We start from the raw sequence: 23,012 nt of genomic DNA on the forward strand, positions 1-23,012 counted from the left end.
CCGCTGGGCTGCCGCGGACGCTAGACACACCCATACACGCCACGCTAATATATGCTCGGCCCCGCATAGCTTCCGTGGCGCCAACAAGGGGCAGACGAGAGAGCGTGACGGGGATACCTCCTTGGCTCTAGTCTACGCACTAGCCTCGGGCCTCGTCGCCTTCGCGCTAGTCCTGGTTATCGAGCCTGCATGGATCCGGGTAGCCAGGGCCCGGGGCCTAGTCGGCCAGGACATGAACAAGCCAGGCAAGGTCATGGTCGCTGAGGCGGGCGGCATCTGGGCGGTCGTTGCTGCCGCCTTCGGGCTCTTAGCCCTCGAGGCTCTCTACACCTACTTGGAGGGGGCGCCCTACCGGCCCGCCGAGCTCTACGCGCTTGTAGCCCTCCTACTCCTGGCTAGCCTCCTAGGCTTCATCGATGATATTCTGGGGTGGAAGCGGGGCCTGCCACGCTGGCAGCGGGTGGCCTTCATGGCCCCCGTATCGCTGCCGCTCGTCGTGATAAAGGCGGGCAAGTCCACACTATCACTGCCCCTAATAGGCACCGTGGACCTCGGAGCCGCGTACCCCCTGGTAGCCGTGCCGGTGGGCGTGCTAGGCGCCGCTAACGCGTTCAACATGCTGGCAGGCTACAATGGGCTCGAGGCCGGCATGGGCCTGCTGCTAATGCTCTTCACCGCCGCCTATGCAGCCCTAAAGGGACTAGACCTAGTACTCCAGGCAGCCCTCGTCATGGCAGCAGCGCTGCTGGGGTTCCTACGGTACAACTGGTACCCCGCCCGCGTGTTCCCCGGCAACGCCTTCACCTACGGCGTCGGCGCATACTACGCCGCCCTGGTGATACTAGGCAACATGGAGAAGTTCGGCCTAGTCCTCTTCACCCTGTACTTCGTGAAGGCGCTACTATACTTTCGCGGCGTACTTCACGGCGTATGGAGGCCCGGCATAGAAGACTTCGGAGTACCCAGGCCCGACGGCAGCCTAGAGCCCCCGCTCCAAGGCGCCTATAGTCTCCAGCACCTCGCGATAAGACTGCTGAAGAGGACGAGAGGCCGTGCAACCGAGAAAGGAGTAGTACTAGTCATCCTCCTAGCACAAGCTGTGATAGGACTCGTAGCCCTCGTACTGGCTCTAGAAGGCCTCCTCTAAGGCCTTGCCGCAATGGGGGTTACGGCTGGACCGGTGTTCGCCTTAAATCCGTGAAAGTATAGCGCTCTAGCATCTAGGGTTACAATCTTCTGAGTTTCTAACTAACTTATAAAACTCTTAAAACCTTGCCAGCCAGCATCACGTTCTCCTCTTCTCTAGCTTCTTCATCTCCTCCGCTAGATCCTTCACCACCACCTGGAGCCTAAGGCCGCCACCCTAAGAACCATGACCAAAGGGTTCTCCAACAGCTTCATTCCATACCTGCAGTTCAGGACATAGAGCATTAGCGAAGACTGAGAGCATTCACTAGAGGCGATAATTCATGCAAAATATATTCCGCCGAAACAGTATCAACGGTAACGGGCTACTGACAGCCCGATTATCGTGCTAACTTGGGGTAATAAACTTAGAAAACGCCTGCATCCACATTATATTGCCGCCGTAGTATGCGGAGTAGCCGCAGCACTGAGTCTGCACTAGTATTTGTTGGCCAGCTCGCTGCTAGAGACCGTCTCTACATATCTTGATGCTCTATTTCTAAGCTCTCTGTCATCGGTTACGAGAATGTAACCGTTCTTCATCGCCACGTATAGATAGGAGGCATCGTACACCGTGAGGCCATCCCTAGCCGCTAACTCGAAGATACCTTTCTCCAGGCCCTTCACCGACAATACCTCTATAACATTGAATACGCTACTAATAACATCTACGAGTTCTAGTGCCGTTTCCTCGTCGATCCTTCCCAGCAGTTTGTACTCCTTCCATACAGCGTTCAGGGACTCGTAGAGCGCTAGCTCGATCGTAGCTCCTCTGGCGAGTGGTCTAACCCTACCCTTCTTAACCATGTTCACTAGGGCACTCGCGTCGAACAAGTACATCCCCGGCTACCTCTTTCCCCGGTCCTCGCGTATCAGCCTAGCAATCTCCTCGTCAGGTATATGAGAGACCTTGCTGCTCAGCGCTCTAGCCTTCGCCTCGATCTCCTCAAGCATGCGCTTCCTAACCTCCTCCTCTAGAGCCCTCCTAATTACTGGGCCGGGTTTAACCCCGTACCTATCGAGCAGCTCCTTCAACCTACGGGGGATCTTAGCAGAAACAGTGACATAGCCCACAAACCCCCACCCCGGGGTACCACCTACAGGTGAACCACGTATAAGGTCTACCCACTACCAGTCTACCGAGCGGCCGCCCCAGCTACAGGTCACGCGCCCGCCTAGCCATCATGACCCGGAGACAACACTCGTAGCTCGCTCAGAGCCTGAGGCGTAGCGGGGACAGGAGCTAGAGCTACAGGAATTTGCCGCTACACTTAATTCACTACATATAGATGCACAATTGAGTCGCCATCTCTCCTGAACTAGGCTACGACTTCCAGCACCTCTAACCAAGCATCGAAAGGGATCCGTGGGAGATACTAGAGAAAAGGCGGTAGGAAGCTCTTTACCGAAGACGTACTCCTAGCTCTACATGTAACATAATCTACACAGAGCCATAAACGGATAAAACGAGATATACAAGCTACTAGGCTACTAGCTGCTGGAAAGACCGGGTACAAAGAGCTCGCGCAGCAGCACAGCTGTTACCCCTGCTCCCACAGTCTCTTCCGCTCCTCGTACTCGTCCCGGGACATGATCGGACGGGCCGGGACACCAGCTACTACAGTCCCAGGAGGCACGTCTCTGGTCACCACGCTCCCGGCAGCTACCACAGCCCTCCGGCCAATCCGCACCCCGGGCAGTATGACCGCGTTCGCCCCGATAACCGCCCCGTCCTCGACCACAACACCCACGAGCCTCCGCGAGGGCGGGTACTTGTCGTTCGTGAACACCGCCCGGGGGCCAATGAACACCTCGTCGCCTATCACAGTGCCAGGTGGTATGTACACGCCAGTCTCTATGCGGACACCACGGCCCACACGGACACGACCATCGACCACAGTAGCCGTACCCACTATCGTGCCGTCACCTATCACCGTCTCCTCCCGGATCACTACATGGTGCCCCGTCTCCACGCGGTCACCAAGCTGCACACGTTCATACACCACAGCTCCACGGCGAAGTATACAGCCACGCCCGATCACAGAGCCCTCGCTAAGAGCATCCATCTCTTCCCAGAGACTACTGCCGGAACTACCACTGCCGGCCAGCTTCCGGAGCTTCGAGCGGACAGGATACCCTAGTACAACATTATCATCGATAAAGCTGCCCTCCCCCACCACACTGCTACCAAGCACGACAGCAGAAGGAGCCATCAGGCCCTCTACACGGGCACGCCGCGACACAAACCCGGCCAAGCCAAGCCAGCCCTCCACAGCCTCTAGGAGGCCAATCCGACCAGAGGAGAGACATCAATGCCCTAAATCCTGTCACGGAGCTTAGCCAGCGCCGCCCGGGCCAAGCCCCGAGCCCACACATCAACAAACAGGACCAGGGCCACGTAGAGCAGCAACGCACCAGCCGCCGAGGGCGCTACAGCCCAGAATGTCTCCCAGAACCGGGGCGAAGGAGCACTACGAGGAGGGAAAACTAGTGCGGCAAGAACTGCTAGCAGCGGGTAGACTATGAGGCCCCAGAGGAGGGGTCTATAGAGTACTGAGCGGATGCTCTGCGGCGCATACACGGCTAGCAGTATGAGGATTATCAGGCTACGTGCTAGGAATGCAAGCGCCCAGGCAATCGCTTCGCCGCGTCTAGTCCCCGCTAGCAGGAGCCCAGCCCCTAGTAGTACTAGGTAGCCCGCCGATGCCACTAGCAGGACAGAGTATAGGCCCGCAAGCCGTCTACCGGACCTCCCATCCTCCTCCACGAGCCCTGCTAGCAGGTTAAACACACCCATAGCTATCATGAGCGTCAGCGACGCAGCCGCCGCAATGGGGGCCGCGGGAGCCGCCCAGGAGTAGACAGGATTGAGCAGGTACACTAGATGCAGGGGGTACACCGCCGCGTAGACTAGGAGAGGGGACGCTAGGAGGGCTGCTATCCTCACCGCGTTGGCAGCGGACACGTAGTCGCGGGTAGAGAGCACAAAGCCCTGTAGGTAGACAAAGCTATTCCTAGCCGCCTCGGTGACCAGCATAAAGATGTTAGTTATCGCGAAGAACGCCGCCACTACACCGCTGCTCGAGAGCGCATAGGCCACTACAACGTCCAGCGCATGCAAGACAACAGCCGCATTGCCTATCGCCGTTACATAGGCTCTACGCATCCACTCCCAAGCTATCCCGAGTACACGGCGCAGCCCCGGCCATACGAGTACGCCGCGGCTCCGGAGCCACAAGAGCCCCAGAATCGTCACAGCCGTGTACGATGCCGCTGGGGCCGCGAAAGCACCCCCAACACCTAGCCGCATGAAGTATACCAGTACTAGCACCAGTATGCTGTACAGTAGCCGTTGCATGAGCACCGCCATGGCTACGCGTAGAGGCCGGGCAGCATCCACCGCCACACGTACACCAGTCCACACGACCATAGCCGCCGAGGCGAACGCCGCAAGCAGCGCCGTGCCAGGCTGCGCCCCCAGCTGGGCCGCCGCAGAATACCCTACTACTGCCGCTACGAGCCCCGAGGCCAGCGAGAGAAGAAGCCCGGTAGCCGCAGCACCCCGGACCCCCTGCACCGTGTACCGGTAGAGCCAGAGCCCATAGAGCCCCGGGAGCCCCGCCGCATACCGTGTTACACGCTTCATCACAGTCTGGTAGAGCGCGTAGTCCTGGACACCGAGCCGGCGGACGAGAACCACCGAGGCCACAGCATTAACAAGCAGCGCAACCGCGTACAGCAAGCCGCGAATAAGCGTCGAAGCCAGGACCCCCATGCCGCCGCTGCGCCCCCGAGGCCGGCAGCCCCTAGAGCCCTAGCAGAGCCTTAGGCTCATCCCCGACCGCCTCCCGGTACCGCATATAGCCCCTGAGGGACTTCTCGACATACCCCCTGTAGCCCTGGTAGACATCATACTCGTCCAGAGCCAGCTCACCGCCCAGCCGCGCCGAGGCGAGGACAGCCGCACAGACAAGCATAGCCGCGAAACCCTGGTATATGTCCACCAGCGGCTCTCTACCATGTGCAAACGAGGCTAGAAGGACTAGGTCCTCCAGGTACAGAGGCTCCTCACGGGCAACACGTATCAGCGACTCCTCCTCCGGCGTGTAGACCCGCAGCTCCTGCCCCATATAGTCCAGGTAGGCTACTCCACGCGATCCCGTAAGGTAGAGCACCCTCTGCTTGAACGGCGTTATCCGGTTCACCTCAAGGCTAGCGAAGCCCCCGCGGAACCCGAGAACCATCAACGCGTAGTCGTTGAGATCAGTGACGATACTCCGGAGAGTATAAGCGCGCACCGTCTCGGGGAGAGAGCCAGTCAACGCAAGCGCATTGTCCACCTCGTGCACGCCTAGGTCGTAGACCACGTCCGTGTCGCCCGCACGTGGCGCGAAGGGCCCCACACGGCGAGCCGCGATAGTCAATATGTCCCCAAGCCTGCCCCTAGCCGCGAGCCGGTGGAGGCTCCACACCGCCGGGTTAAACCTCTCCACGTGCCCCACAGAGGCCCAGACACCAGCCTCCTCGACCCGCTCGACAAGCCGGATAGCCTCCTCGATGTCCGCAGTAAGAGGCTTCTCCACCAAGAGGCCCCCAACACCACGGTCGAGCAGCTCGAGCACCACACGGAGATGGTGCCGCGTCGGCACCGCGACTATCGCGAAATCAGCGCCACCCCGGGGGATATCCCTTACAGAGCGCAGCGGCTCGCCGCCATAACGGGCCGCAGCAAGCCTAGCCCTCTCAAGATCCACATCAACTATGTATGCTAGCTCGACGAGCCCCGGGTACTCGCCAGCAATACGCCTCACAACCCTAGCATGGGCAGAGCCCATGTAACCAGCGCCGACTACAGCAACCCTCACGGTCATCAGCGCCACCAGAGACGGAAGCCGGAGAGACTTGGAGGGCCAGGACACTCCTCCCTAGCCGGCTCCTTCTTAGAGCCTATGCCTCCCCTCAGCGAAGCTGACGGCTATCCGGGCTATGGTCTCGCCGCCGTTAGGATAGCTCGGCGGCTCCAGTTTCTCGGCGAGCTCTAATCCCCTACGGAGGAGGCTTGGCGAGGCACGGGGGAGGAGTATTGCGCGGAGCCGCCGAGCGTAGTAAACTGCATCGGCTATACTCGCCGCGAGTGGTAGGCCGGGGTTAACCACCATGACCACGGGCTTCCGGTACGCGAGAGCCGCCGTAGCCGCGGTGGATCCCGGGAACTGTGTTACAACGATACTAGCACCGGCGAGCCAGCGGTGAAAGTCCGGGTCGAAGTCGAACACTATCCATCCAGGGTTGCGCTTCTGGTAGGGCTCTGGGTCTACACGCCCCGTCTGGAGGACTACGCGGCGTAAGCCAAGCCTCTCCACCGCGTCGAAGAGCCCCCGGAACCCTATGGTGCCGGCTGTTACGAGCACGTAGCCCTCGTCGCGCGGCTTATACCGGGGCGGCTCGTAGACAGGCCCCGTCACGACCGCATCCGGGTAGAGCCTGCGCTGCTCCGGCCAATGCACCAGCGTAGCAGCGGAAAACGGGCGCAGAATACGGGCCGCCTTAGCGGGCACTGTAAACCTGTCAATACTCTCAAGGTTGAGCAACAGAGCGCCACGCAGCCGCGAGACAAGAGCAGGTAAGACACTATGATTACTACCAGTGCTCACGAAGACCCGGCAGCGGGGGAGCCGCAGCGAGTCAACCAGCGCCAGAGGCCAACGGGGAAGCGTCCTGCCAAGAGGCTCGCCAGCACGCCGCGGCATAGCAGCCTCCACTACATCACCTAGCCTCCGGAGCCGCTCCACGGCAAGCCGGTCGCCCCGGGCGACAACGAACAAGGGTCTATACCCCATACGGGCCAGAAAGAACCCAATAGAGTAGGCAAACCCCATGTGCCCTCCGGGGGCCGCCGAGATGCAGACCCCTGCTTCCGTCTGCAACCCTTTCTACAGCCCCCGCGCGAGACGCTTACCAATACGGGCTATCACACGGTAGCTCCTCCGGCCAAGCCTCCCAGGATCCACACCCTCCAGCAACGGCTCGCCATCGAACTCCGGGTCCAAGGGAAGCCCGAGGAAAGCCAACACAGTGGGCACGATATCTGCCGTTGAAGGAAGCCTATCCCCTGGAAGCCTCACCCCCACGTCGCCATCATTGGTATAGAGCGCTAACATGCCACGGCTAGAGTGCACATACCACCGGCCATCCTCTACAACACGGCGATACATAAGCTTCGTAGTCACGTTGAACCCGTCCCGGGGAATAACCACGACATCCGGAGCACGGCCCACATAGGGGCCCCAGAAGAACCGGTCACCATACTCCACCACAGAGAGCATATCACTATACCTCCTAAACGCCTCGAGAACAGTAGAGCGAACCCGCTGCCTCACCTCCCGGCCAAGCCGAGGGTTAACATACACGTTATACGATGTCGTCATGAACGCCATGCTAGACGAGTAGTCAACCGGCAGACTACTCATCATAAACGGCTCAGCAGCACCCACCTTCCTCACCAGGAAGGCCAACGAGCTATACTTGAGCCTAGACTTAAGCCACGACGGAAGCAGACGAGCAACACTAAGCAACAACCGAGAACGCAACGAGAGCCCCGACTCCCGGCGCTTTAGCAGCCCAAGCCTCTCAAGCAACACGTTCCCGTTAACGGCCCTCCTGGCAACAGCAAACCCGTGGTCGGAACACAAGACCACGAAACTGTTATCCGGCAAATTCTCGAAGACAAGCCTAAGTACCCGATCAATACGCTCAAACACCCTCAACGCACGCCGTCCACGTCTACTCCCCTCCAGTATGTCGCCGTAGAGGTAGTGGAAAACCCAGTCAGGCTCCGGCAGCATAAAGTAGAACAGACGCCACCGACGCCGCGTATAATAGTACTCTATAAGCTCAGCCTTCCTCTCCAAGCCCTCCACAATAGAGTCCACATAACCCTCCAGGTCACCCGGGCTAGGCGGACCCTCAGCCACACCAAACCTCCTAGCAATCTCCTCCTCACCTGGAGGCCACGCCCGGAGCCTCGGTGTAAGCCACCCAGAGACAACAACATTGTTACTCCGGACAAACGGGGGATAGGCAAAAGGAACACCAAGCACAATGGACTCTAGGCCAGATGTTGCAGTAATCTCGTTAACAAGGGGACGCTCAACCATAGCCTTAGTAACCGGCCTAAGCTCGGAATGATCCACGTCCACATAGAAGAAGTCAAAGACGCCATGCTTTCCAGGGTTAACACCAGTACTGATACTAACCCAGCTAGGCGCCGTAAGCGGCACAAACACATTACTCTCCGAGACTACCAGCCTAGACCATACAGACCTCGTAAACGGCATTACACCATTCTCGAAAACTAAATCGAATATGGACAAAGGCATACCATCAAGCCCGATAACTATGGTATTTCTCAGCGTCTGGCCATTCATGTCCGCCGCCGTAGTTAACCATGCAAATCACACGTTATAAACCAGACATAAGGTTGAGTCTTGCCTTACTATAACATACAGTTAACTGTAGCCATAATCTAAAATAACAATAATTATTTATTATTATATATTTTTAACATATACTATCTATAGTTCAGACTTAAAAACGTAACCTATAGCATTATTAACATAAACTTAATGATAAATATAACCAGAAAGATAGCCAGCTTACTCTTCACTAATAACCTGATTTATGCAATATTATAGTCCTAGTACTAGATTATTCATGTATACTTAACATTATTCATTATAAGGGTAAACAAGTTGAATCCCAACCTGGTGAACCAACAAGAATTGACAAAGACGACTCTACGGTGAAATAATGAATTTACTTATCATTGTACCTGCAAAGAATGAAGAAAAATTTCTGCCATACGCACTAAAAAGTATAGTAAGGAATGTTAATAAGCTGAAATACGATATCAATGTAACTGTAATAGTAGTTGATGATGCAAGCACAGATAGGACTCCAGAAATAATTAGACAATTCTCTCATAAATATAAGTTTATAAAACACGTAAGGATCAATGTAACTAGAGAGTATGATTCAAGCATTGGCCTCGTACGCGCAATAAGAGCGGGTCTCATATATGCAGAGAAAGTGTTGAACATTAATTGGAATTACTTTATGCAAGTAGATGCTGATACAGTACTCCTATCAAATTATATAGACAAATTACTAAGTGTAATGACAGCATACGATCACATAGGCATAGCAGGCGGTGTATCTATAAATGCACATCAATCAAATCTACATATCCATAACACTGGGATGATAATAAGGAAAGAAGCCTGGACAGCATGTAGAGGTTACAAGCCTTTGCCGTCTCCTGACACAATAATACAGCTATGTGTCCTAAGCAAGGGCTGGAAGGTAGCCATTGTAAAGCAAGCCAAGATGTATTTCTTACGCCCTGTAAGACTCAACCCCTACAAGGTAGGATTAGCTGATAAAATCACCGGAGTCAGTTTCCCATACTCAATAATCAAGTCAACAAGGTTATCAATATCCAATAGAAGTTTCAGCTGCATAAAAGACTACTTCGCAGGCTACATTTCTGCTCGCAGGATAAATATAGAATGTAGAGACAGAATTACAAGGTATCGGAGAATTATAGAAAAGCTGAGGATAAAAGAAATGCTACACAGGTACATTGCACATGTGAACATATAAAGTTAACTATGACCCTATACATATTGCTTGGGGAACTACAACACTTATAGTCTCCGCGCGTAATAGTTTATCGTCTCCATAAGCCCCTTCTCTAATGTCACGGAAGGACGCCATCCTAGTTCTCTTTCAGCTTTCTCTATACTTGCTACGCTTCTTCTTACATCACTAGGTCTTGGTGGATAATGCCTAGGCTTGGGACAATAGCCAATAATATTACATATTATACGATACAGTTCAAGTATGCTGGTCTCCCGTCCTGAGCCAATATTATAAACGCCGTTGACATGCTGTTGTAACGCCTTGATGTTTGCTTCTGCAACATCCTCTACATATACAAAATCTCGGGTCTGCTTACCATCACCATATATGATGGGCTGGCGCCTCTCAAGCAGAGCCTCTATAAATTTGTAAACTACACCTGCATAGGGCCCCGGTTTCATACCTGGCCCGTATACATTAAAGTACCTAAGCACGACTGTACTAAGACCATAATCTCTAGCATATCCCTGAACAAGTGCTTCACCCGCAAGCTTTGTCGCCCCATACAGGTTCACAGGATCCTTAGGATGATCCTCATCTATAGGTACATATCTAGGTTCGCCATACACTGCTGCACTCGAGGCATAAACAAACCGGGCAGCATCGATCCTCCGTGCCAACTCAAGTACACTAAATGTCCCTTCCACATTACTGGTATATCCCTGAACCGGATTGCCACGAACCTCGGTCACACCAACAACGGCCGCTAAATGAATAATCCCAGTAGCACCTGGAACAACTAGTCTACTAATCCTATCCCAAAGCATTTCAAACCGTGACACGTCAACATTTAGTATCATCAATACCTCTCGACCACAATGCTTATATAATTCATTAATACTTTGTCGAGTATGAAGATCAACTACCAATATTCGTAGTCCATCTTCAACTATATGCTGCATGCTACATAGTCTCTTCACTGTATTACTTCCTATGAATCCAGCTCCACCTGTCACAACAATAGTTTCCAGTTCATCCTTCAATTTACTTACCCCTCATTAGCATCATAGGAACTTATTCAATACTCTTGCTCTCTCATATAGGTATGTCTAAATCACATCTTTGATCTTACGCATAATTTTGAAACGACTACTATAATTAAATTTATCTTTAAGTATAAAATCATCTATATTAATAAGCTCAATTAGAGGTCTACCGTCACTATCGTGTGGAAGTGGCAAACCAAGATAACTAAGCACAGTCGGGACTATATCATACATGGTAACATTTACTTCATTACCAGGCACTACATTATCCCCATAAAATGCTATCAACGCATGTGTATCATGTTCTCCAACGAATTTACTATATACTGGTTCTGCATAGATCCTTGTATCAAATATAACGTCACTTTGAGGTATTAGTATTAGATCGGGCGCCAGATTAGCATACCGTCCCCAGAATATGTTTCTACCATATGTTATTTTCTTAATATACTTAACATGCTTGAGTAGTGATTTAACCATAGTAATGTATTCATCCTTCACATAAACGCCCCAGTTTCCGGTCTCTAACATAAACGCAGAACTCCGAGAGTAATCTATCTCCATGGAGATAGGTATTATTGGAGCTATTTTCATCAATATACCTGACGGTACAACTTTTTTTAACATATTTACTGTATTATTAATAGCCATATTTATAATCTTACTAAATTTATGACTAATGGTACTATTCTCATTGTCACTAGATGCTTGTGCTAGGAACGTACTTTTGTTTAATAATTTGCCAAAATTAAGCTTATATTTAAAGGCTATTAATTTATTTTCATATAGTATCCTGTTTATGCTTACAATAGTCTGTGCAGTCGTAAATCCATGGTCACTTACGAGAATAACCATATTACAAGTATTAATTGCCCTATGTATGAAAGTATCTATAATACTTAATATTTTGCTAACATAACTTATTTCTTTACCGTTAATAATCTCTGGTATGCGATGCATGAGCCAATCAAGTTCACTAAATACCACAATGAAGAGGTTATAGTTCTCTTGTTCGAGGAGATCATAGTACATGTTAATTCTAGTTTTAAGGAATTCCTCAACCTTATATGCATATTTCTTGTTATCAGTTGCTAGTGACCAATTATGCGGTGGGTTTACTAAGTATTCTTTGTATTTACTATCGTAACTCTTAGGATGGATAAACTGACTTGGCGACGCCCAGTCACTTACTACAATAACGTTTTTCAGTCCAATTAGACCGTGAACTGGATATACCAGTGGCACGTTTATAATAACACTTTTCATATTAAACATTGTAAGCATTTCAAAAATTCTAGGATACTTAATGTCGTATGAACTAGCTAATGTTACAGTAAAATTTTTGTTTTTATTTTTTATTACTTTATAAAAGCCATATATACCATGTTTGCCAGGATTTACTCCAGTAAAGATACTCGTCCAAGCCGACGGAGTATAAGGTGGAATAGAGCTAAAAGTTGAACTAAATCCTTTATTAATTATCTTCGATATATTATTTAATGGTAGCTTATTAAGAAATAAACGTATATTATGCAGACCGACGCCATCTAACCCGATTATGCATACCTTTTTTGTTTCCACCATATTAAGTTCCACCACACAATCATTATTTTTATTTTAATTATTTTAAATTATAGATTGTCTCTACTAATATTAATTATTTAATATTTAACTTTCTTTCAATATTTTTTCAAATATAGTTTTATGCATAATAGCGCTTTTTCTCCACGTAAATTTTCGTGCACGTTCCAGACCTTTACTTATGAGCATCCTACGCAAATCCTCGTTTTCAGCTATCATTTTCATTGCAGCTGCTATTTCTTTTGTCGAATAAGGATCTACGTAAATAGCAGCATCACCGACTACTTCAGGTAAAGCTGTTACATTAGAAGCTATGACGGGACATCCTGAGGCTATAGCTTCTAGGGCTGGCATTCCGAAGGTTTCATGAAGCGACGGAAACACAAGTGCCAACGCACCACGATAGAGTTTTGCGAGTGCTTCTTTATCTAACCGTTTACGTATTAATATAACTCCATCAATTTCAATGTTCTTTGGATATCCGGGTATTACGAGCACTAAGTATGGTTTAGGGTCAAGATCTAAACGAGTATAAGCAGCTATTATTCGCCTTAGGTTCTTCATATTATGGAATGGGTATACATACTGTGATACATGTAAGAAGTACGGTCTATTTAGTGTTACACGCTCACCCTTTGGATTAAATATATTTAAATCTACCCCATGATAAACTACAAACACTCTCTTCTCATTAAATTTTAAGTGTTTTACTAATGTATTTTTAGCATATTTCGAGACAGTTATTATTGCACTAGAACGTCTCTTAAATATACTCCATTTAATAAGGAGCCTCGTTTTTAGTACATACCTACGTACAAGACTTTGTAAAGGTCCTGCTCCATAAAAGTCCCATGCGGGTATATCTAAACCATAATCTCCAAGCAGCGAGATTACAAGTGGTTTACGTACTTTTACCAAGGACCACGGAGGAGTTGAAAAAGGATACCAATATAAGTCTACATCAGCTTTCGTTGATATGTCATTTTTCTTGTTTATATATATGAATTCAACACCTAATTTTTCCATCTCTCGCGTCACATTCTCAATATAGTTCTTAAAACTCAGAATTGACACCGGTTTGTTGGAGTATATTGCTACTCTCATAACTAGCATAACCCCTTAGTTAAGTTATCTTACCTGTTTTCTTGAAGAGCATTGCTGCAGCTACAGCTTTTTTCCTAGGCAGAATAGCCAATAAGTAGTAGTCTACATAATAATCTATCTTTACAAGCATGTCGTTAACAGCCTTTGGGTAATTATCTATCCCAATTATCCCAAGTGTTTTCCGGAATATATCTCTTAGAATCCAGTAACGTACATATTTGATCTTTACTAGTTTTGCACGCCCTCCTTTTTCAACTTCCGATACCCAGTCGTGAACAGGTCTAGCAAAAGTATTGAACCACGTCTTTTTGCGTCCACCATGAGCAATACCTTCAAGTAAAAAAATGTAACCATTAGGTTGCGTAACTCGTACAAGTTCATCTATTAGCTTACTTTGAGCATCATAATTATTGTGATGTATAACAGTTATAGAAAAAGAAAGATAAAAAGAATTATCTGGAAATGGTAAATCTGTTGAATCAATTTTATAGAAGCTTGCATTAGGAAACCGTTTCCTGGCAACTTCTATCATGTTTTCCGAGATATCAACACCCACATACTTTGCTCCATAACTTGTTATAAATGGCACCCAACGTCCCACACCACATCCAAGTTCAAGAACCTTCTTTCCCCTTAAGTCTACACCCTTCAGCATCGATGCAAATACTTTCTTCTGTATAATATCCATGGCCTTGTTTTCTATGTGCGAACGACCGTAAGCACAGACAGCTTGGTAAATATCCTTTACCGCAAGCTTTGCTCTTTCCTCCCAATACTTCTTTGGAGAGTACTCGTTATGCATCAAATCTAGTCACCAGAATTGAAAGTTATAACCCGTATTATCTCCGATAAGATCTTAATAGTTGTACAAACGCTTTTAGTTTCTCTTGCGTTATCATTTCGATAATACTTTATAATATTACTAAGTTATTGAAGATGAGAATCCAGTTTTCCAACAGCTGGCATAATCTCGTTATTCCGGCTAAGCAAAGGATTTTGTCTCTTGACGATTCTCTACAATAGACATTCGAACTACGTCTAAAAACCTTCATTGATGTCTGCTAATTACCTTGCCAGCTGATAGTCTAGCAGGCCAACCCATCAATCCCTTCTTGAGACACTAGAGCTTACTTTTGTAGCCATCCTTAGAGGCCGTGAGTGTCTTTCAGTGGCTATGGTGTTAAGACCGTGGTGCATGTTCGTAGTAGTTGAGTTATCATAGAGGCTGTTAGTGTGGCTGCGAGGAGTGGGGCTAGTTTCTCGGGTTGGGCTCGGTGTAGGAGTTTGGCTGCGGTGGGTAGGGAGGCTAGTGCGCCGGCTGCTAGGGCTAGGGTGTTGGTGGGGTTCATGTATCCTGTGTGGGTGTAGGAGGCGGCTATGGCTATGAATGGTAGTAGTTTGGCTGCGGGTGTTAGTGCTATTGCGCTTCGTAGGTCTATGCCTGCTGCTAGCTGGGCTGTTACTATTAGTATGCTGTAGCCTCCTCCGAGGACTGCTTTGTCTAGGCCTGCCAGGGCGCCTAGGGCTGCGGCTGTGGCTGTTGTCTTCCGGGGTGGTGGGGGTTTGGTGTTGTCTCTGTTGTTGTGGTGGGCTAGGATGTAGAGGGGTGGGATGAGTGTTGCTAGGGCTAGGGCGTATGCTAGGTGGGCTTGGCTGCTGGTGAGCCGAGCTGCTAGCGTGGCTGCTGTTAGGGCTGTGAGGGTGGAGGAGGCTGATAGCACGGTTACTACTTTCTTTGCGTCGTCGAGGGCTTCTGGGGCTATGTTTCCGGCTCTCCTGTGTGCCGCTATTGCGGGGAGTGTGGTTAGTAGCTGGGCTGCTGCGGCGGCTGCTGCTACGGCACGGGGGTCTTGGCCGAGGAGGACGACTAGGACTAGGCTGGCGGCTAGCCCGAAGCCGAGGCCGAGGCCGTAGTCTGCTAGGCCCGCTAGTAGGCCTGCTAGTAGCCAGGCGGCTGCCTCCACGACGCCTCAATCCCATTAATTACATCTAATTATGGCCGGACGGCTCCACTCCTTAATAACATTTAATTAATGCCTGGCGTAGCTGGCTGTGCTGCCACGTTGGCGCAATTCTCTACTACACTCTACGTTGTTTGCCTAGACTCGCAGGCGTAGCAGCCTCGGAGTCCAGGTTCATGCAGCTATCATTCGTCCGGAGATGTTCTGTACTACTCCCCCGTGGTCGCCTGGCTGGGTGAAGCCCTGTGGCGGCGTCAATTACTCTTTTCGGAAAAACGGGCAAGAGCCCTCTGGGGCATCGCGTATGCCTTGAAGAGCCGGGCTAGCTGTGGATGGTATGATACGGGTTACCGTCGAGCCCCAGTAGCGGCATTGGTCGACAGTGCTAGTGGGAATATACCCGCTCGGCTATATAATTGATAGCTAGCTGCAATTAATGGGATCGCGGCTCCGTTGAACGAGGAAATGCTGACCGTGGCTACAGAGGACGATCGGTCATGTGTGGTTGCTTATGTTTCCCGGGTAGAGTCCTTCCAAAGGGGTAAGCTGAAAAGGCCTTGTCCAGGTATACTGGTACACCCGGGGCGACTGGGTTGCCTCTAGTGCTGAAGAAGATATCTCCGGAGAAAGTTAGGCTTCTTAAAGCCGAGGCTGCTCGCCGGGGCCTCTCACCTTCCGAGGCCGTGGAGGAGGCCATCGAACTCTGGCTACGCCGGAGCAGCGTAGTGGAGGACTCGACCGCGGACGACGAGGCGTGGGAAAGGCTGCGGCCCCGGCTCCTCCGGGAAGCCCGCGGCATGTACGTTGTGATAGCCGAGGGCCGGCTAGTCGGCGTCTACGCTAGCCTCGAGGAAGCCGCTAGGGTGCTGCGCGAGCTACGCCACCGCGGGCTAAGGAGGGCTGTTCTGGTGCGGCCTGGTGTAGACGACGAGGCCGGGGGAGAGGGCGAGTGGCTGGGCGGGGCGCTGGAGCCGGCATAGAGTGCTGGAGCTACGCGCCAGGGGTGAGGCTCCCATATCCTGTGGTCCGGCTCCGTCTCTACAACGCGGCCCTGGAGGAGTACGGCGAGATAGCCCTTCAAGTAGACACCGGGTACGAGGGCCCGATAATGCTTCCCCGTGGCGAGTACGAGTTCTTCATGATAGGCGAGCTGCCCCGGAGCCTCTGGAGGACCTACCGCACACTAACAGACACAGTCACGATGAGGGTGGCCCGCGCCGTCGTGGAGGTGGCTGGACAGCAGCTCGAGGTCTACGTCGAGTCGCCCCTCTACGGCGGAGGCAAGCGCCTCGTAGGGAGAGGGGTACTGAACAAGCTACGCCTACTCCTCGATGGCCCCTCCTCCAAGGCCTGCATCCTCGCCTAGCAACCTAGAGTGGCTGAGACGCCGTCAACTCTTTACCCTACTCGATGCACCGTACACTATTTCTGGTAAGCAGCGACACTGTCCTCATCGTGCCCGACAGAAGCCCGGCATAATCACATCGGCGGCTGGCTACACGTGCAGAGTCTCCTGGAGCCTAAAGCTGCTAGAAGAAAAGACAAGAATCCACATAATCTGTACCGAAGAACATAAGCAGCGAAAGCGATTCTCAAGGAGAAAGATAATGATGCGCACACAACTCCTTAGTCAAATACTTCTGTCCTTGCCGGGCATGCCCTCTGCCATTGTTCAGAGCTTTCCGCACTCTGCTACTAGGGGCTATTAGAACTGGGCACTGATGCTTCCAAAGCATACCTTGGGGACTTGTAAGCTTCATATAGTGTGCAGCCCTGTGTCATAGTGAAGGGTTTTTCGCTCCTCTTAGCTTTGCCGAGAAGGAGAGGATCCTGCAGCGCTGGAGGAGGATCGTGGGTTCCACTACGCTTTGATGGAGCGCTCAGCTATCGGGGTACTAGAGCGCATCACAAGGCTAGAGGAAGGGGTCCAGAGGCAAGGAAAGGAGTTCCTAAAACTCCGAAAGACCAGCAGCAACCTAGAGGAGCGTTTCGCCCAACTAGAAGAGAAGTTTGTAAAGCTGGAGGAGAGACAACAAAAGCTAGAAGAACGATTTGCGAGGCTAGGGGAGAGATAACATAAAAACAGACTAGGGCTTAAAAAGCCGGATAGCGTCTAGCTACTACGGCACACAAGCTCGGCGTGCTGAGTAAAGGCACGTCCCAGGAAGCGCTGGCAGGGTTGCCCCGGAGGTACTTTGGGGGCAAATGCTAAGAGGTAGAATGACAGCGAGGGCTTAATTTACAGCTACCCTCCCATAGTCGAGGTGAACGTAGTAGTAGTGAGGGATGAGTCCACATACTCGTAGAGGTGGAGAGCCGGGCCAATCCCAGCGATGTACTCGATCTTGCCAGAATAGCCCAGCTCTACGAGAAAGCGACCAGGACGAACCACCGGCTCATCATGGTGACCGGCTACATAGGGAGGAGGACTTATGAAGTCGCAGCTCGGAATAATGTGGAGGTGTACGAGTACCTCGACGAAGAGTAGCCCAAGTCTAGGAATTTTAGAGGAGCCACAGGGACATCCATCAGTAGAGTAGTGCTGGTAATTTCCGCACAGACACTCCCCGTGTATAGCCTACTCCGCCTTACTGTTCTTGCCGTTTACATGTATGGGCTAAGGTTTCCTTGCAGGATACACCCGAGCCGGGTTAGTGGCTGCCTCGCAGAGTTCCTGGATCCTTGCTCATCCAAGGGGTGGTACCCTTTGAGCTAGTGTTGCGAAACATAAGGAGCGTAGCTAGCTGCCCTTACGTCTCTAGACGCCTGGACAAGGCTTATAGGGGGTAAACAGTGTGTATACATGTTGGTGTATGTATGTCGGTGAACATCACTGTTCGTATACCACGCAGGCTCGCAGAAAAGATGAAGAAGCACAGGGAGATCAATTGGAGCGAGGTCGTTAGGCGTAGCATCGAGGAGTACCTCAGACGCCTAGAGGAGGTCAAGCGTCTAGAGACGCCTGCAGAGCTTCTCGAAGAGCTACACAGTCTAGGTGTCGGCGTGGAGGATCTTGAACCACTGCCTCCTGACACGGAGGAGAAGTACTATAGGGAGATGGTGGCCGAGGAGTGGAGGAGGGTAAGATCTACGACACAAGCGCGGTAATAGAGCTGGTAGCGCGGAGGGGTGCACCGCTAGTACCGGGCTATATATCCGTGCTGACGGCGGTAGAGTACCCGCCAGCCGTGCCCCGTGTGTTAGGGATACTATACCCTACGAAGCAGGACTACCGGCTCGCTATAGCGTGGCAGGCTCGGCTCCGCAAACTCGGCACACCGATGCCAGCAGTAGACCTCGTCATAGCAGCCCAGGCCTACAACAACGGCATGGAGCTAGTAGCACTCGACAAACACTTCAAGCTACTAAAGGAGAAGATAGCACCAGACATCAAGTTGACTGATAAACTCTAAGCATCAACCCTGGCTGCCAATACTACAATCAGCCTCCCAGAGGAGGTCTACCGAAGCCAGAACACTGGCCCCCGGGATCCAGAGAGAGGGCCTGGTTATGACTACCTGTTCTAGGCCTACGTTCTCGGGCTAACTTCCTGACCCATTATCGTCAAATACAGCCATCTTGCTCAGCCAGGGCTAGGAGTAGGGCTAAGAACTTTCGAAAGAGAGCCTTGTAGGCCTTAGGCTAGCCCCGTTTCTTAATAACATTTAATTAATGCCCTGTAGGGCCTCCGCTTCTATGGGGGTTTGAGACGCTGTGACTGAGACGGGGAGGAGGACGCGCTACACCACTGTCTCTATACCTGTGACGCTCTACGAGAGGATAAAGAGGCTGATAGAGGGGACGGGGTTCACTAGTGTCTCCCAGTTTGTCACCTACGTGCTCCGAGAAGTGGTGGCGGAGATGGAGGAGGAGAAGCTGAGGAGTAGTGGGGTCACTGAGGAGGAGAAGCGGGAGATCATTGAGAGGCTTAAGCGCCTAGGCTACATATAGCAAGACGTCCCGTCCATGCCATGAAGGGTGGAGGGTGTCTAGAGCCGTGGTCTCTAGGCCGCATGGAGGCCGGCTTGTGGACAGGGTTGCGCGTGGCCGTAGCCGGGAGAGGCTACTGGCCGAGGCCCGGGAGATGCCCCGGCTAGAGCTCAGCGATAGCCTGGCGGCTGACGCTGCCAACATAGCTCACGGGGTCTATAGTCCTCTCGAGGGCTTCATGGTGCAGGAGGATTACCAGAGTGTGCTCCACGACATGAGGCTTAGCAGCGACCTCCCCTGGACTATCCCGATAGTCCTCGACGCCTCTCCCGAGGAGCTGGCCGGGGTAAGGGAGGGGGATGAGATAGCCCTCTACTACCGGGGCGGGCCGCTAGCAGTGCTACGAGTCGAGGAGATATACGGCTGGGACCGTAGGGAGTACGCTCTCAGCGTCTACAAGACGACGGACCCCGGGCACCCGGGTGTGGCCAGGCTCGCCCGGAGGAAGGAGCTGTTTGTGGGCGGCCCGATACTGCTAGTCGAGGAGCCCCCGGAGCCGTTCGAGAAGGTCCGGCTCTGGCCGAAGGAGACCAGGGTGCTGTTCGAGGCGCGGGGCTGGAGGACTATAGCAGCATTCCAGACCCGTAACGTGCCGCACCTGGGCCACGAGTACGTGCAGAAGGCTGCGCTCACCTTCACCGACGGGTTGTTCATCAACCCGCTTGTGGGCTGGAAGAAGCCCGGCGACTACCGGGACGAGGTCATAGTCGAGGCCTACCAGGCACTCATAAGACACTACTACCCCAGGGAGAGCGTGGTCTTCAGCGTCCTAAGGATGGAGATGAGGTACGCAGGGCCCCGGGAGGCGATACACCACGCCATAGTCCGGAAGAACTTCGGTGCCACCCACTTCATCGTCGGCCGGGACCACGCCGGCGTCGGCAGCTACTACGGTCCCTACGAGGCCTGGGAGCTCTTCCGAGAGTTCCCCGACCTGGGTATAACACCGCTCTTCGTAAGGGAGGCGTTCTACTGCCGGAAGTGCGGCCAGATGGTCAACGAGAAGATATGCCCACACCCAGAGGAGTACCGGGTACGCATCAGCGGCACAAAGCTACGCCGGATGATAAAGTCCGGGGAGAAGCCGCCAGAGTACATGATGCGGCCCGAGGTGGCCGAGATCATACTAAGGCACCCGAGCCCCTTCATAGAGGAGCAGCAGTAGAGAGGGAGTTGAGCCCGGCCTTGCCGCGCCGCGTCTTCGTCCTAGGCCTCGACTCTATGCCGCCCAGCGTCCTCTACGATGACATGGATGGCGGAGGGTTCAGCTACTTACGCGGCATAGTCGAGGAGTCCAGGCGCTACCGGATGAGGACCTGCCACCCGCCGATAACCGTCCCCGCCTGGATGGTGATGTTCACCGGCAAGACCCCTGGCGAGCTGGGGGTCTATGGGTTCCGGCACCGCCGGCCCGGCGAGTTCGGCTACTACATAGTCAATAGCAGCTATATCAAACACCCCACGATATGGGACGACGCCGGGAGGAGGGGCCTACGGGTAGGAGTATACGGCGTGCCGCCCACCTACCCGCCCCGCCCCGTCCACGGCTTCATGGTCACAGACTTTACCACGCCGGGGCCAGAGAAGCCCTATACTTTCCCGCCCTGGCTCCGCCGCGAGCTAGAGCAGGCCACAGGGCCCACGATATTCGACATAGTGTACCGTAGCCACGAGAAGAGCAAGGTAGCCAGGGAGCTCTTCAGGATGCTTGAGAACCACCAGCGCCAGGTGGAGTACCTGGCCACCCAGAAGCAGTGGGACCTCTTCGTATACGTGGAGATAGCAGTAGACCGTGCACATCACGCCTTCTGGAAGTACTTCGACCGGGCGCACCCCCGGTACGAGGAGCACCCAGAGTATAGCCGTGTCATACCAGAGATGTACAGGAGGATAGATGAATGGTTCGAAAAACTACACAGGCAGCTCCCACGAGACACGGTGATAGTGATTGCTAGCGACCACGGCATAAAGGCGATGAAGGGTGCCTTCACCATAAACCAGTGGCTAGCCGAGCAAGGCTACCTAAAGCTAAAGGTAAACCCCAAGGAGCTCAAGCCGGGCACTGACCTAAAGGAGGACATGATTGACTGGGAGCATACAATAGCCTGGGCTTGGGGAGGCTACTATAGCCGCGTCTTCATAAACCTCAGGGGCCGGGAGAAGCGGGGAGCAGTAGAGCCCAGATACTACGAGGAGACACTGAAGCAGCTGCGCCGCGACATAGAGCGGATAAGGGGGCCCCAGGGTGAGCAATGGAGGAACATGGTTTTTCGGCCGGAGGAGTTGTACCCAGAAGTCAACGGTGACGCCCCTGACCTCATGGTGTACCTCGACGATCTCGGCTGGAGGCCTGCTGGGACGCTAGGCTGGCCGAGCCTCTACCTCCCGGAGAACGACCGGGGCCCTGACGACGCTGTACACGACTGGATTGGTGTATACGCCGTCTATGACCCCGAAGGCACGGTAAGTAAGGGCGACGTGGGCACGATAGATATACACGAGGTGAGACGCAACCTGGAAGAGATAATATTCTCGAGAAGATGAGGTAGAGCGGAGGGCGGTGTGAGGGTATGTCTGAGAAGGTGTCTATACAGATAAGTAGGGAGCTGTACGAGAAGGCTAAGAAGTTCATAGAGGAGCAGGGCGGCTTCCAGAGCGTCGAGGAGCTAGTAGAGTTCCTCCTCCAGGAGGCCCTGTTAACGGAAGAGACTGGCTCTGCAGAGATGAGCCGGGAGGACGAGGAGAAGGTCAAGGAGAGGCTACGAGCCCTAGGCTACATATAGCGGTTTCACAACATCTTCTACGTCCACGCCGGGAGCTAGGCCAAATACTCCCTTATTTTGGCTAGGAGCTTCTCTACATTCCTTTCCACTGTATCGTTTACCGTATCCAGCACTAGATCAGGGTTCTCAGGCGGCTCATAGGGATCCGTTATCCCGGTAAAGTGCTTAATCTCACCCCTTAGGGCCTTCTTGTAGAGCCCCTTGGGATCCCTTCTAATACACTCCTCGAGCGGAGCATTGACGTAGACTTCTATGAATGGTACCTCTTCCTCTACTATTCTCCGTACTTCGCTACGCACCTCCCGGTACGGAGATACAAAGCTGCATAAGACTATGACCCCGTTCCGGGCTAAGAGCCGAGCTATCCAGGCTACTCGGAGGAGATGGCGGCGACGCTCCTCCCGGGTAAACCCTGCATCTGGGTTAATAGTCTTCCGAACCCAGTCTCCATCAAGTACTTCGACACGGTAGCCCATCTGACGCAGCGTCGCAGCAGCCTTGGTAGCTATTGTAGTTTTGCCGCTCCCGGGCAGCCCCGTAAGCCAGACTACTAGGCCTTTATCGAGACACGTTGGCTGCCCGCCACGTACGGCCATTCCTCATGCCCATCCCGTGGTACAATTAGACGGACTTTTAGATGCGTTTTGCTCTAAGTCGGACAGCCATGTATACTTAGGCTGGGAACTAGGCTAGGCCACGTCTAGTAGAACCGCAGGTCTTAC

25 protein-coding genes are annotated in these 23,012 nt (G+C 52.5%); 12 read left to right on the forward strand and 13 right to left on the reverse strand.

Annotated elements, in window-relative coordinates; genetic code table 11:
* The first annotated feature begins 121 nt into the window (after positions 1-121).
* Entirely contained in the window at positions 122-1,147 is a 1,026-nt protein-coding gene (locus tag Pyrde_RS09780; RefSeq protein ID WP_055410337.1) for an MraY family glycosyltransferase, read from the forward strand.
* 476 nt (positions 1,148-1,623) lie between these two features.
* Here the strand turns inward: Pyrde_RS09780 and Pyrde_RS09785 are convergent, their stop codons facing one another.
* The 7 genes from Pyrde_RS09785 to Pyrde_RS09815 all read right to left on the reverse strand — a co-directional run bounded on the left by Pyrde_RS09785 (position 1,624) and on the right by Pyrde_RS09815 (position 8,612).
* Positions 1,624-2,025: a type II toxin-antitoxin system VapC family toxin gene (locus Pyrde_RS09785; RefSeq protein ID WP_055410339.1), complete on the reverse strand. Its 402-nt coding sequence runs from the start codon at positions 2,023-2,025 to the stop codon at positions 1,624-1,626.
* Positions 2,026-2,031: 6 nt separating this feature from the next.
* Positions 2,032-2,259, reverse strand: coding sequence for a hypothetical protein (locus Pyrde_RS09790; protein ID WP_055410344.1), 228 nt, complete (start codon positions 2,257-2,259; stop codon positions 2,032-2,034).
* 467 nt (positions 2,260-2,726) lie between these two features.
* On the reverse strand, positions 2,727-3,440 hold the full coding sequence (locus Pyrde_RS10980) for an acyltransferase (RefSeq protein ID WP_269465025.1): 714 nt from the start codon (positions 3,438-3,440) through the stop codon (positions 2,727-2,729).
* A 62-nt stretch (positions 3,441-3,502) separates the two neighbouring features.
* A complete protein-coding gene (locus Pyrde_RS09800) occupies positions 3,503-4,960 on the reverse strand; it encodes a hypothetical protein (protein WP_055410346.1) in 1,458 nt (485 codons plus the stop codon).
* Positions 4,961-4,991: 31 nt separating this feature from the next.
* Positions 4,992-6,056, reverse strand: a complete 1,065-nt coding sequence (locus tag Pyrde_RS09805) for a Gfo/Idh/MocA family protein (RefSeq protein WP_055410348.1) — start codon at positions 6,054-6,056, stop codon at positions 4,992-4,994.
* A gap of 69 nt (positions 6,057-6,125) precedes the next feature.
* Positions 6,126-7,010, reverse strand: a complete 885-nt coding sequence (locus Pyrde_RS09810) for a glycosyltransferase family 28 protein (protein WP_055410350.1) — start codon at positions 7,008-7,010, stop codon at positions 6,126-6,128.
* 108 nt (positions 7,011-7,118) lie between these two features.
* Positions 7,119-8,612, reverse strand: coding sequence for an alkaline phosphatase family protein (locus tag Pyrde_RS09815; RefSeq protein ID WP_082419616.1), 1,494 nt, complete (start codon positions 8,610-8,612; stop codon positions 7,119-7,121).
* 382 nt (positions 8,613-8,994) lie between these two features.
* Here Pyrde_RS09815 and Pyrde_RS09820 point away from each other — a divergent pair, with 382 nt between their 5' ends.
* Entirely contained in the window at positions 8,995-9,846 is an 852-nt protein-coding gene (locus tag Pyrde_RS09820) for a glycosyltransferase family 2 protein (protein ID WP_055410354.1), read from the forward strand.
* Between the two features lie 44 nt (positions 9,847-9,890).
* On the opposite strand, the gene Pyrde_RS10505 is transcribed toward Pyrde_RS09820, so the two are convergent.
* The 5 genes from Pyrde_RS10505 to Pyrde_RS09845 form a co-directional block, all read right to left on the reverse strand.
* Positions 9,891-10,868 (reverse strand): GDP-mannose 4,6-dehydratase, encoded by a 978-nt coding sequence (locus tag Pyrde_RS10505; protein ID WP_082419617.1) that lies wholly within the window; start codon positions 10,866-10,868, stop codon positions 9,891-9,893.
* A gap of 66 nt (positions 10,869-10,934) precedes the next feature.
* Positions 10,935-12,455, reverse strand: coding sequence for an alkaline phosphatase family protein (locus Pyrde_RS09830; RefSeq protein ID WP_143522105.1), 1,521 nt, complete (start codon positions 12,453-12,455; stop codon positions 10,935-10,937).
* An 84-nt stretch (positions 12,456-12,539) separates the two neighbouring features.
* Positions 12,540-13,556, reverse strand: a complete 1,017-nt coding sequence (locus Pyrde_RS09835; protein WP_055410360.1) for a glycosyltransferase family 4 protein — start codon at positions 13,554-13,556, stop codon at positions 12,540-12,542.
* A gap of 19 nt (positions 13,557-13,575) precedes the next feature.
* Entirely contained in the window at positions 13,576-14,358 is a 783-nt protein-coding gene (locus Pyrde_RS09840) for a class I SAM-dependent methyltransferase (protein ID WP_143522104.1), read from the reverse strand.
* Between the two features lie 370 nt (positions 14,359-14,728).
* Positions 14,729-15,520, reverse strand: a complete 792-nt coding sequence (locus Pyrde_RS09845; RefSeq protein ID WP_055410365.1) for a TSUP family transporter — start codon at positions 15,518-15,520, stop codon at positions 14,729-14,731.
* 590 nt (positions 15,521-16,110) lie between these two features.
* Here Pyrde_RS09845 and Pyrde_RS09850 point away from each other — a divergent pair.
* From Pyrde_RS09850 to Pyrde_RS09895, 10 genes are all read left to right on the forward strand, one after another.
* Positions 16,111-16,497, forward strand: a complete 387-nt coding sequence (locus tag Pyrde_RS09850) for an aldehyde dehydrogenase family protein (RefSeq protein ID WP_055410366.1) — start codon at positions 16,111-16,113, stop codon at positions 16,495-16,497.
* Complete coding sequence (locus Pyrde_RS09855; RefSeq protein ID WP_055410369.1) at positions 16,467-16,883, forward strand: hypothetical protein; 417 nt, start codon at positions 16,467-16,469, stop codon at positions 16,881-16,883. The genes Pyrde_RS09850 and Pyrde_RS09855 overlap by 31 nt, the downstream gene beginning before the upstream one ends.
* 502 nt (positions 16,884-17,385) lie before the next feature.
* Positions 17,386-17,592, forward strand: a complete 207-nt coding sequence (locus tag Pyrde_RS09860; RefSeq protein WP_055410371.1) for a hypothetical protein — start codon at positions 17,386-17,388, stop codon at positions 17,590-17,592.
* A gap of 221 nt (positions 17,593-17,813) precedes the next feature.
* On the forward strand, positions 17,814-18,005 hold the full coding sequence (locus Pyrde_RS09865; RefSeq protein WP_082419619.1) for a hypothetical protein: 192 nt from the start codon (positions 17,814-17,816) through the stop codon (positions 18,003-18,005).
* A gap of 329 nt (positions 18,006-18,334) precedes the next feature.
* Positions 18,335-18,625 carry a hypothetical protein gene (locus Pyrde_RS09870; RefSeq protein ID WP_082419690.1) on the forward strand — a complete coding sequence of 97 codons (291 nt, stop codon included), beginning with the start codon at positions 18,335-18,337 and terminating at the stop codon, positions 18,623-18,625.
* Positions 18,589-18,930 carry a type II toxin-antitoxin system VapC family toxin gene (locus Pyrde_RS09875; RefSeq protein ID WP_088171832.1) on the forward strand — a complete coding sequence of 114 codons (342 nt, stop codon included), beginning with the start codon at positions 18,589-18,591 and terminating at the stop codon, positions 18,928-18,930. The genes Pyrde_RS09870 and Pyrde_RS09875 overlap by 37 nt, the downstream gene beginning before the upstream one ends.
* 301 nt (positions 18,931-19,231) lie before the next feature.
* Positions 19,232-19,468, forward strand: coding sequence for a ribbon-helix-helix domain-containing protein (locus tag Pyrde_RS09880; protein ID WP_055410379.1), 237 nt, complete (start codon positions 19,232-19,234; stop codon positions 19,466-19,468).
* A 46-nt stretch (positions 19,469-19,514) separates the two neighbouring features.
* Positions 19,515-20,672 carry a sulfate adenylyltransferase gene (gene sat, locus Pyrde_RS09885; RefSeq protein ID WP_055410381.1) on the forward strand — a complete coding sequence of 386 codons (1,158 nt, stop codon included), beginning with the start codon at positions 19,515-19,517 and terminating at the stop codon, positions 20,670-20,672.
* 20 nt (positions 20,673-20,692) lie between these two features.
* Positions 20,693-22,051: an alkaline phosphatase family protein gene (locus Pyrde_RS09890; protein ID WP_082419620.1), complete on the forward strand. Its 1,359-nt coding sequence runs from the start codon at positions 20,693-20,695 to the stop codon at positions 22,049-22,051.
* A 26-nt stretch (positions 22,052-22,077) separates the two neighbouring features.
* On the forward strand, positions 22,078-22,290 hold the full coding sequence (locus tag Pyrde_RS09895; RefSeq protein ID WP_055410388.1) for a hypothetical protein: 213 nt from the start codon (positions 22,078-22,080) through the stop codon (positions 22,288-22,290).
* Between the two features lie 35 nt (positions 22,291-22,325).
* On the opposite strand, the gene cysC is transcribed toward Pyrde_RS09895, so the two are convergent.
* Complete coding sequence (gene cysC, locus Pyrde_RS09900; protein ID WP_055410390.1) at positions 22,326-22,886, reverse strand: adenylyl-sulfate kinase; 561 nt, start codon at positions 22,884-22,886, stop codon at positions 22,326-22,328.
* Positions 22,887-23,012: the final 126 nt, after the last annotated feature.

This window comes from Pyrodictium delaneyi (genome assembly GCF_001412615.1).
Lineage (GTDB): Archaea > Thermoproteota > Thermoprotei_A > Sulfolobales > Pyrodictiaceae > Pyrodictium > Pyrodictium delaneyi.

Excerpts from the sequence above, each read along its gene's own strand:
- Pyrde_RS09820 (WP_055410354.1), top strand. The coding sequence starts at position 8,995 with ATGAATTTACTTATCATTGTACCTGCAAAGAATGAAGAAAAATTTCTG.
- Pyrde_RS09830 (WP_143522105.1), bottom strand. The coding sequence starts at position 12,455 with ATGGTGGAAACAAAAAAGGTATGCATAATCGGGTTAGATGGCGTCGGT.
- Pyrde_RS09895 (WP_055410388.1), top strand. The coding sequence starts at position 22,078 with ATGTCTGAGAAGGTGTCTATACAGATAAGTAGGGAGCTGTACGAGAAG.
- Pyrde_RS09805 (WP_055410348.1), bottom strand. The coding sequence starts at position 6,056 with ATGACCGTGAGGGTTGCTGTAGTCGGCGCTGGTTACATGGGCTCTGCC.
- Pyrde_RS09870 (WP_082419690.1), top strand. The coding sequence starts at position 18,335 with ATGTCGGTGAACATCACTGTTCGTATACCACGCAGGCTCGCAGAAAAG.
- Pyrde_RS09835 (WP_055410360.1), bottom strand. The coding sequence starts at position 13,556 with ATGAGAGTAGCAATATACTCCAACAAACCGGTGTCAATTCTGAGTTTT.
- Pyrde_RS09815 (WP_082419616.1), bottom strand. The coding sequence starts at position 8,612 with ATGAATGGCCAGACGCTGAGAAATACCATAGTTATCGGGCTTGATGGT.
- Pyrde_RS09800 (WP_055410346.1), bottom strand. The coding sequence starts at position 4,960 with ATGGGGGTCCTGGCTTCGACGCTTATTCGCGGCTTGCTGTACGCGGTT.
- Pyrde_RS09840 (WP_143522104.1), bottom strand. The coding sequence starts at position 14,358 with ATGCATAACGAGTACTCTCCAAAGAAGTATTGGGAGGAAAGAGCAAAG.
- Pyrde_RS09785 (WP_055410339.1), bottom strand. The coding sequence starts at position 2,025 with ATGTACTTGTTCGACGCGAGTGCCCTAGTGAACATGGTTAAGAAGGGT.
- cysC (WP_055410390.1), bottom strand. The coding sequence starts at position 22,886 with ATGGCCGTACGTGGCGGGCAGCCAACGTGTCTCGATAAAGGCCTAGTA.